Source organism: Streptomyces sp. Go-475 (genome assembly GCF_003330845.1).
In the GTDB taxonomy this organism is placed as follows: Bacteria; Actinomycetota; Actinomycetes; order Streptomycetales; family Streptomycetaceae; genus Streptomyces.
This window is the reverse complement of record NZ_CP026121.1, coordinates 6,873,380-6,888,661: the sequence shown is the minus strand read 5'-3', so window position 1 is coordinate 6,888,661 and position 15,282 is coordinate 6,873,380. Positions and strand designations below refer to the sequence as shown.

Genomic DNA, 15,282 nt, shown 5'->3' with positions numbered 1-15,282 from the left:
CTCAGTGAGCCTGCCCGACACGATCCGCACTTTCACGAAGGAAATCTGGGATCACGTACTGGCCAGCGACATATCGATCTCCGAGCTGTCATCGAGTGTGCCGCAGCTGACCTATCTCATGGAGCTGGTCCATACGGCCGAGGTGCGCACCGTCCTCGAGATCGGATTCAATGTCGGCTTCTCCAGCCACGCTTTCCTGTCCGCCTCGGACGACGTTCAGGTGGTGTCCTTCGACCTGCCGGAGAACAAGGCGGCATGGATCGGAAAGGAATTCATCGACCAGCGGTTCCCCGGCCGCCATCAGCTGATCATGGAGGACTCCCGCACCGCCCTGCCGAAATTCATCGCGGAGCACGGTGAGTCCCTGTTCGACCTTGCTTTCGTGGACGGCGGGCACGAGTACGAAGCCGTCAAGTCCGACATCGACTACTGCCGTGTGCTGTGCCGCCCCGGAAGCCTCATCGTCGTGGACGACCTGACCCCCTGGGTGCCTTGGGGGACGGGCCCCACCCGCGCCTGGACCGAGGTGCTGGAGACCGGGGACATCAAGCAAGAGCAGATCTACCGGGACGGCATCCTGGCCGACCGCATCGAAGGCCCCGCCGACCGTGTGTGGGCTCAGGGCCGTGTCAGGTAGGCAGGAGGCACAGGGGTGGATTCGGCCGGCAGGGAGACATGGTGACCAAGACCGACAGTGACATCCGCGGCACCGTCGAGGAGGCATGGTACGCAGCACTCGGCGCGCAGGCCGCCGGCGGCGAGGGAAACTTCTTCGCGCTCGGCGGCACCTCGCTGTCCGCGGTCGAATTCATGACCCGCGTGGAATCGCGCCTGGGGATCGACTTTCCTCTGGAACTGCTGTTCCGCAGACGGGCCTTGCCCGAGATCATCGACGAATGCACGAGCAGGTACCGTGACCTCCATTCCCGTGGTGGCCCCTCTTCCTGACGCGGAGCCCCGGCGACTGCGGGGGTCGTCCGGTCCCGGGTGGACAGGACAGCGGCCGCCCTCCGGCTTCCGGTCACTCCTGGCCGGGGTGCAGCCGTCGGCCCAGACTGCGCAAGGACATCGGCAGGGTGAAGTCGTGCGGCCCGAGGCCGGTGTAGCCCTGTTCGGCGAGGTGATCGATGATCGCGGGGACGGCACCCAGCGCGCCGCCGTTCTCCGCGTAACTCCGGCCTTCGTCGGCCGTGGACATCCCGTTGACCTCCAGGACCGCGGCGACCAGGGCGAGGACCGACGGCTCGGTCCGGCCGGCTTCCTCTTTCGCCTGGCCCTCGATCAGGAAGCGACGAGGGGCCACCGTCGCCGCTCCGGGCCGCACCTGGCAGAGCAGATGCTCTCTCAACTCGGCCTCGCTGAGGGGCTCTCCGCTCCCGGGTTCGCGGATCACCCGGCACTCGAGCCCCACCGTGCCATCGGTGCCGGGGGTCACGGTCGTGAAGGAGGCCCGCACCGCGGGGTGCGAGGCGAGCGCCTCGTCGACCCGCTCGGGCAACACCAGATCGACCCCCACCACCGGGACGGCGGGCGGCGCCGGCGCGTAGGGGTCGCCGCTACGGGCGATCCGGCCTATCCCGTCCCAGTCGAGGTCTCCTTGCAGGTGGGCGGCGAGCAGTTGTTCCGGGCCTATCAGCAAGGTCCGCATCTGCGGAGCGGTGAACACCGCGCCGTTGAAAGTGGCGTAGGTCACCGTGACGCCATCGGCGATCCGGGTCATGAGATAGGAGTCCAGCCCTCGGTGTTCGGGCGTGGTTTCGTTACGGCCCATCAGCAGTTCGAGTTCACCGACCGCGGCGTCGGCCGCCGCCAGCAACTCCTCCTCGGAGCCGCGCTGCAGAGACTCGAAGCCTTCATCGAAGGAGAAATTGACAATGGTGCCATCGGCGATGGCAACCCCTCGTCGACGTTCTTCCGCCGAGATGAGCTGCCGAAGGGCCAGATAGTCGATCCGGTAACGACTCTGAGCGCGCAGCGTCTGCATGGCCACTCGTTCGACGAGCGCGCCGAAACCGGGCCGGTCGGAGGTCGCCACGACCACGGGCAGGATGCGGTGAAAGCAGCCGATGGTCTCCGCCTCGGCATCCGTCCGGCCGGCGAAGTGACTACGCACGACACTGTGCGGGGCAGCGGAGAGCGCGGCGAGCAGCGCGTGCACGGTGGCGGCGTGGACGACGGCCGGGGTGGTCCGATGGCGCCTCGCGGCGAGTGCCAGGAGCGGCGCCAGGCGGTCCGTGCGGTACGTCGCCCCGTAGTGGTGCATCACGTCGTCCTGCGCAGGGACGAACATACGGTTCGGGATGTCACGAACAGCCCTCGCCCAATGGGCGGTCGAGGCGGCTCGAAGCTGGGCGAGCGGTCCGCTCCGCTCGGCGAAGGCAGAGTCGAGCGGCTGGTGCCGACGGCGGGTCGCTGCCGGCTCCGCGCCACGTGCGACCTCGCGGACGGCGAGCGCGAACTCCGCCTGGAGCGGCGGGATACTGTGCCCGTCGAAGACACAGTGGGAGATCACAAAGAGGAGTTCGGTCACCCGCTCCCCTGCGCGCACCGCCCCGACTCTCAGCGGGCCCTCCCGGGACAGGTCGAACTCGGTCTCACCGATGGCGAGTTCGAGGCTCCTGCGGGCGTCGGCCGCTTCGTCCAGGACATGGATGCCGTCCGGCGCGGGCGCGTCGGTCCGCTGCTCGGGCAGGCCGTCGGGGCCTCGGACGATCAGCGTACGGAAGGCCTCGTGGCGATGGACCAGAAGGTCGACGACTCGGCGGGCCTGGCCGAGCTCAAGGGGGCACTCGGGCGTCATCCAGACCAGGGCGTTCGACCCCGCGCGCAGGCGGGTGTCCTGCATCTTCCACCATTCGAACTCCTGCGCGCCACCGAGCGGGCCCCTGCGAGCCGTCGACTTCCCACCGTCCAACGGTCCCGCTCCCCTTACCGCGCAAGCGCTTCAACAGTGAATCGGTGCCAGATTCACACCGGGGTTCAGGCCTGTCAAGGTGGAACTCCATGCCGTCGCCACCATGATCCCCCTCGATACGTCGAGTGCGTTGAAGCGCTTCGAATATGGGGAAGCACTCATGGGCCGAGCGATCAACGCCTGACCTTGGAAGGTCAGTTGTGCCGTATATGTACCTTGTCGGGGAAGGGCTTTGGTGTTAGCTTCAGCGATCATTGAAGTCGAAGCGATTCGACAGAGCGGACAATCGGCACGCCTTTCCGCGCTCCGTGCGCAGGTGCGGCCGGAGTCGACGGCGTCTCTCACACCCACCGCGAGGGGTTCTCGAGAACGAGTCGCACCAAGCCTGGTCCTGAGCCACTCAGGGACCACCTCGGCCATGACCGGGCCGCACGGAGAGAGGATCACGTGACCCCCCTTGCCGACGGGCTCCACCTGTTGCGGACTCTCAGCTCCGCCAAGCGGTCCCACATCTGGCTGCTGGCCGTGCTGATGGGGCTGAGCAGGCTGCTCCCAGCCGCGACAGCCGTCATTCTGGCGGTGGTGGTACGGCGCTTCGAGACGGGGGGTACGACGCTGCCACCACTGACCGCGGCCCTGGCCCCGCTGGTGGCGTTTGTCGCTGTCCTCCTGCTCGGGCACGTCATGGACACCGTGCTGGAGCCACTGGGCTTCCTGGTCCAGGCCACCATCGACGGCGTACACAGGGCGTCGATCACCGAGCTGGTTTCGTCCACCCCGACGATCGACCGGTTGGAGACCCCGCAGGCGCGCACCCTGATCCGCGCGGCCAAGGCGGATCCGGAGAACTGGACCGAACACACTCCGGGTGAGGGCGCCGTGGCCCTCCTCCGCATCCTCACGGGCTTCCTCGGCGTCGCCGGATCCTGTGTGGTCCTCGCGGGGTACGCCTGGTGGCTCGTCCCCGTCGTGCTCGTGCCCGCCCTGATCAATTGGGCGCTGCGGCAGAGACAGGCGCTGCGGTATGTCGGGACGTGGCGCTCCGGCACCGTGGAGGGCGCGAAGGCGCAGATGTGGCAGGACTCGGCGATCTCCCCGGCCGAGGGCAAGGACATCCGTGTCTTCGGGCTGGGTGGTTGGTCGGTCGAGCAGATTCAGCGGCACAGCCTGGCCATGGAGAAACCCATCTGGGCGGCGATCGGGCGGATGCTGCGCGCCGAGTGGAGCCAGCTCCTGCTCGTCGGCATCCCGCTGTGCGCCGTGTACGCCCTGGTGGCGCACAGCGCGGTGCGGGGGGAGACGACCATCGCGGTGGAAACGGCGGTACTCGTCACCGGGTGGACGGTGTTCCAGGCGCTTGGCTGGAGCGAGGAACTCAGAAGCGCGGCAGCTTCCGCCGAGTGCCTGCGCGCCACGCGGGAGCTGCGCGAGCTGCTCGCCCCGGAGGGAGCGGCGGTGCCCAGCCCCGACGGCCGTGGGGTACTGGAACCCGAGGACCTCGAGCGTCCACCGCTCATCCGGTTCGAACAGGTCTCCTTCGCCTATCCGAAGACAGAACGCCAGGTTCTGGACCGTCTGGATCTGGAGATCCGGCCGGGCGAACTGCTGGCCGTCGTCGGGCTCAACGGAGCGGGCAAGTCGACCCTGATCAAACTGCTCTGCGGGCTCTACCGGCCGACAGGCGGGGCCATCACCGCGGACGGGCGGGACATCGCCACGCTTGCCCCGGACGCCTGGCGCCGCCGCATCGCGGTGGCCTTCCAGGACTTCGTGCGGTACCCCCTGTCCGTCCACGGCAACGTGGTCATCGGGCGGGCGGGCGGGCTCGCGGAACGGGCGGACGCCGAGGCCGCCGCCCGGGAAGCGGGGCTGGAAGCGGTGCTGGACGGTCTGCCGTCCGGCTGGGAGACCCCGCTGACCCGCGCCGCGAAGGGGGGCGTCGACCTTTCGGGCGGGCAGTGGCAGCACGTCGTCCTGGCCCGCGTCCTCTACGCGGTGCGCCGGGGAGCGAGGATTCTGGTTCTTGACGAACCCACCGCCCACCTCGACGTACGGACGGAGTTCGACGTCTTCGCGAGGCTCGGCGAGCGCAGGTCGGGTGCGAGCGTCGTCCTGATCTCGCACCGGCTGTCCACCGTGCGACAGGCCGACCGGATCGTCCTGCTGGAGGACGGCCGTATCACGGAGACGGGCACACACGACGAGCTCATGGCGGCCGACGGCCGGTACGCGGCCATGTTCACGATCCAGGCCGCGCGGTTCAGGCGCGGCTTCGAGGACCGGCTGGAGGAGGACCAGTACCCATGACCGAGCTGGCCAGTGAGCAACCGATTCGCCGTCGGCGGTACTTCTCCCTCTGGTACGAACTGCTACGGCTGTCCTGGCGCCGTTCGCCGTTGCTGACGTCCCTGCAGTTCGTCGTCCCCGCCCTGATGGTGGCCTCGGTCACGGGCAACGCCCTGGCCCTGCGCGGCGCGGTGGACGCGACGCTTCGCGGAGAGGTCTGGCCCGCTGTGGCCTGGGCGGCCGGGGCGGGACTCGCCGGCACCATGGTGATGGTGCTGGGGGCACTCGACGGCAACACCGCCGGCATCCTCATCGGCAAGGTCGCGGTGCTCGATGTGAACCCCGGTATCTACGGCGACATCGCGACCCTCGAAGGCCTGGAACACCTGGAGCGCACCGACTACCTCGACCGGCTGACGGTAGTACGCAATTCCGCGTGGGAAATCGTGCTCAGCCTGTGGTCGGCGACCGGCGTCCTCTTCATCGTCATCGAACTGGTCGTCGCCCTCTTCCTGCTGGGCACGATCAACCCCTGGCTGCTGTTGCTGCTCGTATGCGCGGCGCTGCCGCTCTGGTTCGACCAGAAGGGCAGCAACGCCGTCATCCGGGCCGAAACCGCCACGGCCGAACCCTTCCGTCTCCAGCGCCGGCTCTTCGACCTCGGTACGGACGGGGCCGCGGGCAAGGAGATCCGCGTGTCGGGGGCGGGAACCGAGCTGGCCCGCAGACAGGCCGCCGCGTGGGACACAGCCATGGCCGGCCGCTACCGGGCGCGGCTTGTCGCGGCGGCCTGGAAGCTCGGCGGCTGGACCGTCTTCACGCTCGGCTTCGGCGCCGGGCTGGTTCTGATCGTCGTTCAGGTGCTGCGTGGGCACGGCTCGGCCGGAGACATCGTGCTGGCGATCACCGTGGCGAGCAGCCTGCGCCAGTCGGTGTTCACGGGCGTGCACTACGCGGCGAACGTCGTCCGGGCAGGACGGCTCATCGAGCCCTACTTGTGGATGCGCGACTACACCGCAGCCGCACGGTCCGACGCGGCTGGCACGGAGTCTCCGCCCCAGGTCCTGCGCGAGGGAATCACCTTCGAGAACGTCACCTACCGGTATCCCGGCTCTCGACGCCCCGCCCTGCACGACATCAGTGTCCATCTGCCGGCGGGCTCGGTGGTCGCGCTGGTCGGCGAGTACGGGTCGGGCAAGACGACACTGGTCAAGCTCCTCTGCAAGTTCTACAGGCCCAGCGGTGGCCGCATTCTCGTCGACGGCGTGGACCTCGCCACCCTGGACACGGAGGGCTGGCGTGCGCGGTCGAGCGCGGCGTTCCAGGACTTCGGCCGGTTCCGTACGACCTTCGGGCAGAGCGTCGGCCTGGGTGACCTGCCGCACGCCCAGGATGCCCGACGGGTCGGCCGGGCCGTGGCGGCAGCCGACGCCGAGCAGCTGGTCGAGGCGCTTCCCGACGGACTGGAGACACAGCTCAGCCGGGACTTCGGGGGCGTCGATCTGTCCGAGGGGCAGTGGCAGAAGGTCGCCCTCGCCCGGGCGTCGATGCGCCCCGGTCCCCTGCTGTTGATGCTGGACGAACCCACGGCGTCTCTCGACGCCCCGAGCGAGCAGCAGATCTTCGAGCGCTACATGGCCCGTGCCCGGGAGGTCGCCGGGCGGACAGGCGCCATCACGGTGATCGTCACCCACCGGTTCTCGACCGCCACCGGCGCGGACCTCATCCTCACCCTCGACAAGGGCCGGCTGATCGAGGCGGGCACCCATGACGAACTGGTCAGCATCGTGGGAGGCCGATACGCCGATCTCTACGGCATCCAGGCCGATGCCTACTCCGCATGACCGACCGGTGACGGGTCATCAGACGCCACGACGGCACCGCCGGCTCGGACCGGCGCGAGGGCACGGCGCAGCCGCAGGATGCGGGCCGGGGGCTTGGGGTCGTAGCCGAAGGCGCCAGTGAGCGGCGGTACGAACGGCGGGCACCGAGTCCGAGTTGGTCGGCGGTCGCGCAGCTCGTGCGCCGGCACGCCCAGGAGCGCCGGGGCCGTGCCCGGGCAGAAGCGGACCCCGGCCCACCACCGCCCCGGCGGGCCGCGACGCCCGCTCCGCGTACACAGGTGCCGTGTTACGCCGCCGGGGGCCGGGGACGTGTGCGGGCGTCAGGCCCGGGCCGCCCGCCCCCGGTACTCCACGGGGCTCACCCCGTACACCCGCTTGAACGCCGTGGACAGGGCGAACGCGCTGCTGTAGCCCACCTTGCGGGCCACCGCTTCGAGGGTGTCGTCGGAGTCGCGCAGGCGGTCGGCGGCGAGGGCGAGGCGCCAGCCGGTGAGGTACGTCATCGGGGGCTCGCCCACCAGGGCGGCGAAGCGGCGGGCCAGCGCGGCCCGGGACACCCCGGCCTTCGCGGCGAGCGCGGCGACCGTCCACGGGTGGGCCGGGTCGTCCTGGAGCAGGCGCAGGACGCCGCCCACGACCGGGTCGGCCAGGGCCCGGTACCAGGCCGGCGCCGCCGCCTCCGGGCGGGCGAACCAGGCCCGTAGCGCGGCGATGACCAGCAGGTCCAGCAGCCGGTCCAGGACGACCTCCTGGCCGGGGGCGTCCCGCACGATCTCCTCGGAGACGTACGGCGTGAGCGGGCAGTCCCACACGTCGGGGGTGAGGGTGAGCAGCGGCGGCAGGGCGTCCAGCAGCCGCCCGCCGATCTCGCCCCGCATCGGGTACGTGCCGATGAGCAGCACCGTCGCGCCGTCGGGCCGGTCGCCCCAGGTGCGGACGCCCAGGTCCATGGAGCCGTTGAGGGGGCTGCCGTCCGGGTAGCGGCACTCCTGGTCCGGCAGGATCAGCGCCTGCGGTGCCGTACCGGGGTCGTCGGCGCAGGTGTACGGGTCGGGGCCGCGGGCGATGGCGAGGTCTCCGGCGCGCAGCCGCGTCCGCTCGCCCCCGTCGGGCAGGACCCAGGCGTCGCCGCGGACGACGAGCATCACGGTGAGCGGGGCCCGGTCCTCCACGCGGACCGCCCAGGGCGGGTCGAAACAGGCCCTGATCATGAACGCGCCGCGCGCGCGGGGGCCCTCCAGCAGGCCTGCGAGAGCGTCCATGGGACCAGCGTAGACGCGGTCGTATGGGAATGAGCCGTTCGGCGATGGTTCCGCGTCGCGCACGGCAGTTGACTCGACGGCATGACGAACACGGCAGAGAACACGAACACGACAGCGAGCCCGGCAGGAAACCCGACACGGGACACGCGGCATCTGAGGGTGGTGGTGACGGGCGCCTCCGGCCGTACGGGCAGCCGGGTGGCGCGGGCCGCTCGGGCCGCCGGGTTCACGGTGCGGGCGGCGTCACGCGCGACCGGTTTCGACTTCTGGGACGGCTCGACCTGGGCCGGCACCCTGCGCGGTGCCGACGCGGCCTACCTGGCCCACCCCATGGACGTCGGCGCGCCGGGCGCCGCCGAGGTGATCGGCGCGGTCGCGCGGGAGGCGGTCCGGCTCGGCGTGCGGCGGCTGGTGCTGCTGTCCGCGCGGGGCGAGGACCAGTCCCTCCCCACCGAGGAGGCGCTGCACGCCTCGGGCGCCGACTGGACGGTCGTCCGGGCCGCCTGGTTCGCGCAGAACTTCAGCGAGGGGCCGCTGGTGGCGGAGCTGCGGGAGCGCGGGGAGCTGGTGTTCCCGGCCGGCGGGGTGCGCGAGCCGTTCCTCGACGTGCGGGACATCGCGGACGTGGTGGTGACCGCGCTGACGGCCGGCGACCGGTACGCGGGACGGACGCTCGACCTCTCCGGGCCGCGGCTGCTGACCTTCGGGGAGGCCGTCGCGGAGATCGCCGGGGCGACGGGCCGCCCGCTGCGGTACCGGGCCGTGTCGACCCGGGACTACGGCGAGGCGCTGGCCGGCTTCGGGGTGCCCCGGAAGGAGGTCGCGGCCCTCACCGCGATCTTCGACACGCTCCTCGACGGCCGCTACGCGCACCTGTCCGACGGGGTGCGGGAGGTCCTGGGCCGTCCGCCCCGGGACTTCGCGGACTTCGTCCGGGAGGAGGCGGCGGCCGGCACCTGGACGGCGTGAGACGGGCGCCGGTCACTTCTCCCCGGGCGGCTGCGTCTCCCCGTTGGTCTGGCCGCTTTTCGCGTGGGTGGACTTCACGTGCGTGCGCAGCCGGGCCGTGACGTCCTCCGGCGGCAGGAAGCGGGACCAGCGTTCCGGGAACTCCGAGGGCATGTCGGGGTCGGCCTCGCCCCGGGCGGCGGCGCGGGCCACGTACTCGGCGACCTGCGCCTGCCGCAGCCGCTCGTTGGCCTCGCGGGCCGCGGCCGTCGCGGCGGCCGGCCAGACCCGGTCGATGGCGGCGTTCACCGCGGCCCCGACGAGCACGGCGAACGCGGACACGCCGATCCACAGCAGCACGGCGACGGGCGCCGCGAGGGAGCCGTAGATCGTCGGGCCCTCGACCGTGCTGGTCAGGTAGATCCGCAGCAGGAAGCTGCCCAGCACCCACATGCCGAGGGCGACCAGCGCGCCGGGCACGTCCTCGATCCACGGGGAGCGGACCGGGACGGACACGTGGTACAGCGTCGTCAGGAAGGCGATCGACAGGAGGATCACGACCGGCCAGTACAGGACCTGCACGACCGTCGTCGACCAGGGCACGATCCGCACCACCGCGTCCGGCCCGGCCACCATCAGCGGCAGGGCGACGGAGCCGATCAGCAGGGCGACGATGAACAGCAGGAAGGCCAGCAGGCGGGTCTTGACGATGCCGCGGACGCCGTCGAGGCCGTACATCACGGTGATGGTGTCGATGAAGACGTTCACCGCGCGGGAGCCGGACCACAGGGCGAACAGGAAGCCGATGGAGATGACGTCGGGCCGGCCGCCCTTCATGACGTCGTGCAGGATCGGCTCCGCCATCTCCTTGACGCCCCGGTCGGACAGCACCGTGCGGGAGGCCTCCAGGATGTTGGTCTGGAGGCTCTGGATGGTGTCGGCGCCGGTCCAGGCGTCGACGTAGCCGAGCAGTCCGATCATGCTCAGCAGCAGCGGCGGCACCGACAGCAGCGTGAAGAACGCGGCCTCGGCCGCCAGGCCGAGGATGCGGTACTCGATGCAGGAGTTGACGGTGTCCTTGAGCAACAGCCAGGCGGTCCTGCGCTTGGAGACGTTCCGGTAGAGGGCACGCGCCCGGTGGAGGCGCCCGGAGGGTGTGTCGGGGGTTTCACTTGCTGGCTGCACCCCCTAACGGTATCCGTCGTGCCCGGCCCCACTCACCCACAGGCCGTCCCCGCGGCGCCCGGCCCGGTCTGCTGGTGACCGAGGTGGTACCGCGGGGTACGTTCGCAGCATGGCAGGCAGCACCCACTCCGTGACGAACCAGGTCCCGCCGCTGGTCGGGTACGACGTCTTCTCCGCCGACCGGGCCCTGGCCGCCGCGGTCGAACGGCATCTCGAACCGGATCTGCGGCCGGAGGTGCTCGGCGAGCTGTCGGCCCTCGGACGGACCTCCGGCTCGGCCCAGGTGCAGGAGTGGGGCGCACAGGCCAACGACAACCCGCCCCGGCTGCGCACCCACGACCGGTACGGCCACCGCCTCGACGAGGTGGAGTTCCATCCGGCCTGGCACCGGCTGCTCGGCAAGGGCGTCTCGGCCGGCCTGACCGCGGCCTGGGGACGGCCGGCCGGGCATCTGCGGCGGGCCGCCGCCTTCGTGGTCTGGACGCAGGTCGAGGCCGGCAACGGCTGCCCGCTGTCGATGACGCACGCGGCCGTGCCCGCCCTGCGCGCGGATCCGGACCTGGCCGCCGAGTGGGAGCCGCGGCTGACGTCCATGGTCTACGACCGTGAGCTCAGGCCCGCGCACCTCAAGGCCGGGGCGCTGTTCGGGATGGGCATGACGGAGAAGCAGGGCGGCAGCGACGTACGGGCGAACACCACCGCCGCGCGGCCCCTCGCCGAGGCCGGGGCGTACGAGCTGACCGGGCACAAGTGGTTCTGCTCGGCGCCGATGTCCGACGGTTTCCTGGTGCTGGCGCAGGCCCCGGGCGGCCTGACCTGCTTCCTGGTGCCGCGGGTCCTTCCGGACGGCACGCGCAACGTGTTCCTGATCCAGCGGCTCAAGGACAAGCTCGGCAACCGGTCGAACGCCTCCGCGGAGGTCGAGTTCGACGGCACCTGGGCGCGCCGGGTCGGCGAGGAGGGGCGCGGGGTGCGCACCATCATCGAGATGGTCGCCGCGACCCGGCTCGACTGCGTGCTGGGCTCCGCCGGGCTGATGCGCCAGGCCGTGGCCCAGGCGGTGCACCACTGCGCCCACCGCGAGGCGTTCGGCGGGAAGCTCGTCGACAAGCCGCTGATGCGCAACGTCCTCGCCGACCTGGCGCTGGAGTCGGAGGCGGCGACCACGCTGGCGCTGCGGCTCGCGGCGGCGTACGACGACGGCGGCGAGCAGGAGCGGGCGCTGCTGCGGATCGCGGTGCCGGCCGCCAAGTACTGGGTGACCAAGCGGTGTCCGGCCGTCGCGGTGGAGGCGGCGGAGTGCCTGGGCGGCAACGGGTACGTCGAGGAGTCCGGGATGCCCCGGCTGGTGCGGGAGTCGCCGCTCAACTCCATCTGGGAGGGCGCGGGCAACGTCCAGGCGCTCGACGTGCTGCGGGCGTTGCAGCGGGAACCGGGCGCGCTGGACGCGTATCTGCGGGAGGTCGGGCAGGCGCGCGGCGCCGATCACCGGCTCGACGGGGCCATCAAGAACCTGCTGACCGAACTGGCCGATCTGGAGGGCGTGGAGGGCCGGGCGCGGCGGCTCGCGGAGCGGCTCGCGCTGGTGCTCCAGGGGTCGCTGCTCGTCAGGTTCGCGCCACCGCAGGTCGCCGACGCGTTCTGCGCGGCCCGGCTGGGCGGCGACGGGGGCGCGGCCTTCGGGACGCTGCCGCACACGCTGGACCTGGCGTCGGTGGTGGAGCGGGCCCGGCCGGTGGCCTGATCCGGGCAGGCGGGAGCGGGGGTGGTGCTGCGCCGACACGGCACCACCCCCGCAGCACTGGCCCGTTCGAGCCACTGAACGCCGCTCGGGACGGCGCCGCTCAAGTTTCGGCCACAGCCGGGCCGTCCACCAGGGTTGCAGGGGGTTGCAACTTGCTGCTGACTGTGGGCGGACTGTGGCACGCCGCCACGGGGCAGGCGGCACTATGAGACACACAGTCAGAATCCAGTCGGGGGGCGCACGCGCATGGACGTCACGCACCTGGCCGCCGTGGACACCTCGCGGGCGGCCCGGGTCCTCAGCGAGGTCCGTTCCGCCCGGCTCTCCGGGCAGCCCGCCCCGGTGCGGCCGCGCCCCGTGATCGAGCAGTCCTGGGAGCGGATGCTGCGCAGCGGCGTCGACCCGGACCACGACTTCCGGGCGGATCTGCTCTCCCGCGAGGAGGTGCAGCGGCGGCGCGAGACGTCGGCGCTGCGCCATGTGCTGCCGGTGCTGCGGGAGGGGCTGCTGGCGGCCGCGGACGTCGCCCACCACATCATGGTCGTGGCCGACGAGGAGGGCCGGGTGCTGTGGCGCGAGGGCAGTGCGCCGGTGCTGCGCAAGGCCGACGGGCTCGGGTTCGAACTCGGCGCGGACTGGCGTGAGGACGTCGTCGGCACGAACGGCGTGGGCACCCCGGCGGTGGTGCGCCGGCCCGTGCAGGTCTTCGCCTCCGAGCACTTCGTGCGCTCCCAGGCCGGCTGGACGTGCGCGGGCGCTCCGCTGACGGATCCGCGGGACGGGCGGCTGCTCGGCGTGGTGGACGTCAGCGGTCCGCTGGAGACGATGCATCCGGCCACGCTCGCCTGGGTCGACTCGGTCGCCAAGCTGGCCGAGGCCCGGCTGCGGGAGATGCATTTGGAGTCGCTGGAGCGGCTGCGCGCGGTGGCGGCGCCGGTGCTGGCCCGGCTCGGCGGGCGCGCCCTGGTCGTCGATCCGGACGGCTGGACCGCCGCGGTCGCCGGGATGCCGTACGTGCGGCGCGTCGCGCTGCCGAAGTCGCCGTCGGCGGGCCGGAGATGGCTGCCGGGGCTCGGGCTGTGCTCGCTGGAGCCGCTGGCCGGGGGCTGGCTGGTGCGGGCCGCCGACGACGAGCCGGCGCCGCGCCGGGCGACCAGGATCGTGCTGGACCTCAGACAGGCGCGCCGCTGGTCCGTGGCGGTCACCGGCGGAGCGGGCTCCTGGGCGCGGGAACTGAGCCCGCGGCACGCCGAGTTGCTGTACCTCCTCGCCCTCCACCCCACCGGCCGCAGCGCGGCGGGCCTGGCCGGGGACCTGTTCGGGGACCCCGCCCGCACGGTCACCGTGCGCGCCGAGATGTCCCGGGTCCGGCGGTATCTGGGGGCGTTCCTGGAGCACCGGCCGTACCGGTTCGCCGAGGACGCCGAGGTCGAGGTGCTGCTCCCGGACGACCCGCGCGATCTGCTGCCGCACTCGACGGCCCCGGCGGTGACCCGGCAGCGCACGTCCGCACCGGCGCCCTGAACTCGCGCGCAGAGCCACTCCGCGGGGTACGTCTTCCGCGTATTTGCGAGGTCTTCGTCCGCCACCCCGCCCACCTGCCGTAGCATCCCCCTACGGGCCACCCCACCTGCTCCTCCGTCAACGTACGGACCGACAGGCGCAGTTGACCCGCCTCGGGAGGACGGTATGAAGCATCGCGGCAGACACCGGCGGCGCAGGCGGGGCAGGGCGCTGCGCGCGACCCTGGCCGGGACGGCCCTCGCGCTCACCGCCGCCGCCACCGCGATCAGCGCCTCGCAGGCCACCGTGGCCGACGCCGACGGGGCGCTGCAGCCGATCGGCGTGTCCACCGCGGCCGGGCGGCTGCCGCTGACCGAGCACCGGGTGCCCGAACGGTGGCTGGACCGGCTGGCGTCGGAGATGGGCCGGCCCGTCGGCGTGGACGCGGTGCTGGACGACGCCGACCGCCCGCTGCGGGACGCGGCCGGCTGCCCGGCCGCCGACAAGCACACCCTGCCGGTCGAACCGGCGGCCACGCGCGCGTACTGCTTCGACGCCGCCGACACCCGGGGCTGGCGGCCCGGCGCGGTCACCACCTCGGGGGACGCGGACGACGACGGCCGCTGGGGCGAGCACCGCGTGATCCTGTCCGGCTGGACCCGCGGCGGCACCGGGGGCGGCTCGATGGACGGCCCGGCCCCCGAGCGGGGCCTGGCCAAGGTCGCCTTCGTCGACGCGGACGACTCCGCCCGGCTCCGCTACAGCTGGGCCCTGCTGGCCGTCCCGGTGGACGGCGGGCGGGACTACCGGGGGCTGGTGTCCCCGCTGTCCGGGATGGTCTGGTACCAGGACAAGCTGCTGGTGACGACCCGCGAGGGCGACCGGGACGCGCTGTACGTGTACGACATGGACCGCATCCAGCGCGCCACCGTCGAGTCCGACGCGGTCGGCCGGGTGCGCGGCGGCTGGGCGGCGCACGGCTCCCGGTACGTGCTGCCCGCCGTGGGCTCCTACACCCTGCCCGGCGGCGACGGCGTGCCCCGCCCGGCGTCCGTCTCCCTGGACCGCAGCACCTCCCCCGACAGCCTGGTCGCGAGCGAGTGGGTGCCCGCCGACGCCGACCGGCGCACCCGGCTGTGGCGCTACCCGCTGAGCCGGGACCCGGCCCGGGCCGGCCTGCTCGCCACCGGTTCCGGCGGGCGGGCGGACCCGGTCGAGGCGTACGAGACGGGCACGGCCGATGTCCGGGGCGTGCTGGCGTACCGCTCGGACTGGTACCTCGACCGCGCCCCGGGCACTCCGGACGGGCACGGGACGCTGTGGCGCCAGGACGCCGGGAGCGCGCGGGCGACGGAGTGCGGGACCGACAACACCCGGCACTGCTGGAGCGGCGGGTCCGGTTCCCTGTCCTACTGGGAGGAGACCGGGGAGGTCTGGTCCCAGTCCGGGCGGATGCTGTTCGCACTGCCGCTGGCGTCGATCGACAGGGCGCTGGGCTGACCAGCGGCTGGACCGGCCATCGGCAGACCGGCGGTGGACCGGACCGATCGACAGACCAGCGGCGGACCGGAGCATCGGCGGACCGGCGGCGGACCG

11 protein-coding genes and 1 pseudogene are annotated in these 15,282 nt (G+C 72.3%); 8 read left to right on the top strand and 4 right to left on the bottom strand.

The genetic code is table 11. The annotated features are described in order from the left end of the window. The first annotated feature begins 4 nt into the window (after positions 1-4). Together C1703_RS31460 and C1703_RS31455 are read left to right on the top strand one after the other, a co-directional pair. On the top strand, positions 5-637 hold the full coding sequence (locus C1703_RS31460) for a class I SAM-dependent methyltransferase (RefSeq protein WP_157993189.1): 633 nt from the start codon (positions 5-7) through the stop codon (positions 635-637). Positions 638-675: 38 nt separating this feature from the next. Beyond that, positions 676-948, top strand: a complete 273-nt coding sequence (locus C1703_RS31455) for an acyl carrier protein (protein ID WP_114256005.1) — start codon at positions 676-678, stop codon at positions 946-948. Between the two features lie 73 nt (positions 949-1,021). On the opposite strand, the gene C1703_RS31450 is transcribed toward C1703_RS31455, so the two are convergent. Further along, on the bottom strand, positions 1,022-2,845 hold the full coding sequence (locus tag C1703_RS31450; protein WP_157993188.1) for a condensation domain-containing protein: 1,824 nt from the start codon (positions 2,843-2,845) through the stop codon (positions 1,022-1,024). Between the two features lie 516 nt (positions 2,846-3,361). On the opposite strand from C1703_RS31450, the gene C1703_RS31445 reads away from it, so the two are divergent. Both C1703_RS31445 and C1703_RS31440 read left to right on the top strand, forming a co-directional pair. After that, positions 3,362-5,221, top strand: coding sequence for an ABC transporter ATP-binding protein (locus tag C1703_RS31445; protein WP_198678326.1), 1,860 nt, complete (start codon positions 3,362-3,364; stop codon positions 5,219-5,221). Beyond that, positions 5,218-7,044 carry an ABC transporter ATP-binding protein gene (locus C1703_RS31440; protein ID WP_114256003.1) on the top strand — a complete coding sequence of 609 codons (1,827 nt, stop codon included), beginning with the start codon at positions 5,218-5,220 and terminating at the stop codon, positions 7,042-7,044. The genes C1703_RS31445 and C1703_RS31440 overlap by 4 nt, the downstream gene beginning before the upstream one ends. A 158-nt stretch (positions 7,045-7,202) precedes the next feature. Here the strand turns inward: C1703_RS31440 and C1703_RS39935 are convergent. Both C1703_RS39935 and C1703_RS31430 read right to left on the bottom strand, forming a co-directional pair. Continuing rightward, a pseudogene (locus C1703_RS39935) lies at positions 7,203-7,280 on the bottom strand (AraC family transcriptional regulator); the annotation flags it as partial. 84 nt (positions 7,281-7,364) lie between these two features. After that, on the bottom strand, positions 7,365-8,306 hold the full coding sequence (locus tag C1703_RS31430; RefSeq protein WP_114256002.1) for an AraC family transcriptional regulator: 942 nt from the start codon (positions 8,304-8,306) through the stop codon (positions 7,365-7,367). An 81-nt stretch (positions 8,307-8,387) separates the two neighbouring features. On the opposite strand from C1703_RS31430, the gene C1703_RS31425 reads away from it, so the two are divergent. Beyond that, complete coding sequence (locus tag C1703_RS31425; protein ID WP_114256001.1) at positions 8,388-9,275, top strand: NmrA family transcriptional regulator; 888 nt, start codon at positions 8,388-8,390, stop codon at positions 9,273-9,275. Between the two features lie 12 nt (positions 9,276-9,287). Here the strand turns inward: C1703_RS31425 and C1703_RS31420 are convergent, their stop codons facing one another. Next, the gene (locus C1703_RS31420) at positions 9,288-10,439 is read right to left on the bottom strand and encodes a YihY/virulence factor BrkB family protein (RefSeq protein ID WP_114256000.1); all 1,152 of its coding nucleotides are present in this window, start codon (positions 10,437-10,439) and stop codon (positions 9,288-9,290) included. 109 nt (positions 10,440-10,548) lie between these two features. Here C1703_RS31420 and C1703_RS31415 point away from each other — a divergent pair, with 109 nt between their 5' ends. From C1703_RS31415 to C1703_RS31405, 3 genes are all read left to right on the top strand, one after another. Next, on the top strand, positions 10,549-12,183 hold the full coding sequence (locus C1703_RS31415) for an acyl-CoA dehydrogenase family protein (protein WP_114255999.1): 1,635 nt from the start codon (positions 10,549-10,551) through the stop codon (positions 12,181-12,183). Positions 12,184-12,429: 246 nt separating this feature from the next. Continuing rightward, complete coding sequence (locus tag C1703_RS31410; RefSeq protein WP_114255998.1) at positions 12,430-13,707, top strand: GAF domain-containing protein; 1,278 nt, start codon at positions 12,430-12,432, stop codon at positions 13,705-13,707. Between the two features lie 165 nt (positions 13,708-13,872). Next, positions 13,873-15,186 (top strand): hypothetical protein, encoded by a 1,314-nt coding sequence (locus C1703_RS31405; protein WP_114255997.1) that lies wholly within the window; start codon positions 13,873-13,875, stop codon positions 15,184-15,186. Positions 15,187-15,282: the final 96 nt, after the last annotated feature.

Excerpts from the sequence above, each read along its gene's own strand:
- C1703_RS31440 (WP_114256003.1), top strand. The coding sequence starts at position 5,218 with ATGACCGAGCTGGCCAGTGAGCAACCGATTCGCCGTCGGCGGTACTTC.
- C1703_RS31410 (WP_114255998.1), top strand. The coding sequence starts at position 12,430 with ATGGACGTCACGCACCTGGCCGCCGTGGACACCTCGCGGGCGGCCCGG.
- C1703_RS31430 (WP_114256002.1), bottom strand. The coding sequence starts at position 8,306 with ATGGACGCTCTCGCAGGCCTGCTGGAGGGCCCCCGCGCGCGCGGCGCG.
- C1703_RS31425 (WP_114256001.1), top strand. The coding sequence starts at position 8,388 with ATGACGAACACGGCAGAGAACACGAACACGACAGCGAGCCCGGCAGGA.
- C1703_RS31455 (WP_114256005.1), top strand. The coding sequence starts at position 676 with ATGGTGACCAAGACCGACAGTGACATCCGCGGCACCGTCGAGGAGGCA.
- C1703_RS31450 (WP_157993188.1), bottom strand. The coding sequence starts at position 2,845 with ATGCAGGACACCCGCCTGCGCGCGGGGTCGAACGCCCTGGTCTGGATG.
- C1703_RS31415 (WP_114255999.1), top strand. The coding sequence starts at position 10,549 with ATGGCAGGCAGCACCCACTCCGTGACGAACCAGGTCCCGCCGCTGGTC.
- C1703_RS31405 (WP_114255997.1), top strand. The coding sequence starts at position 13,873 with ATGAAGCATCGCGGCAGACACCGGCGGCGCAGGCGGGGCAGGGCGCTG.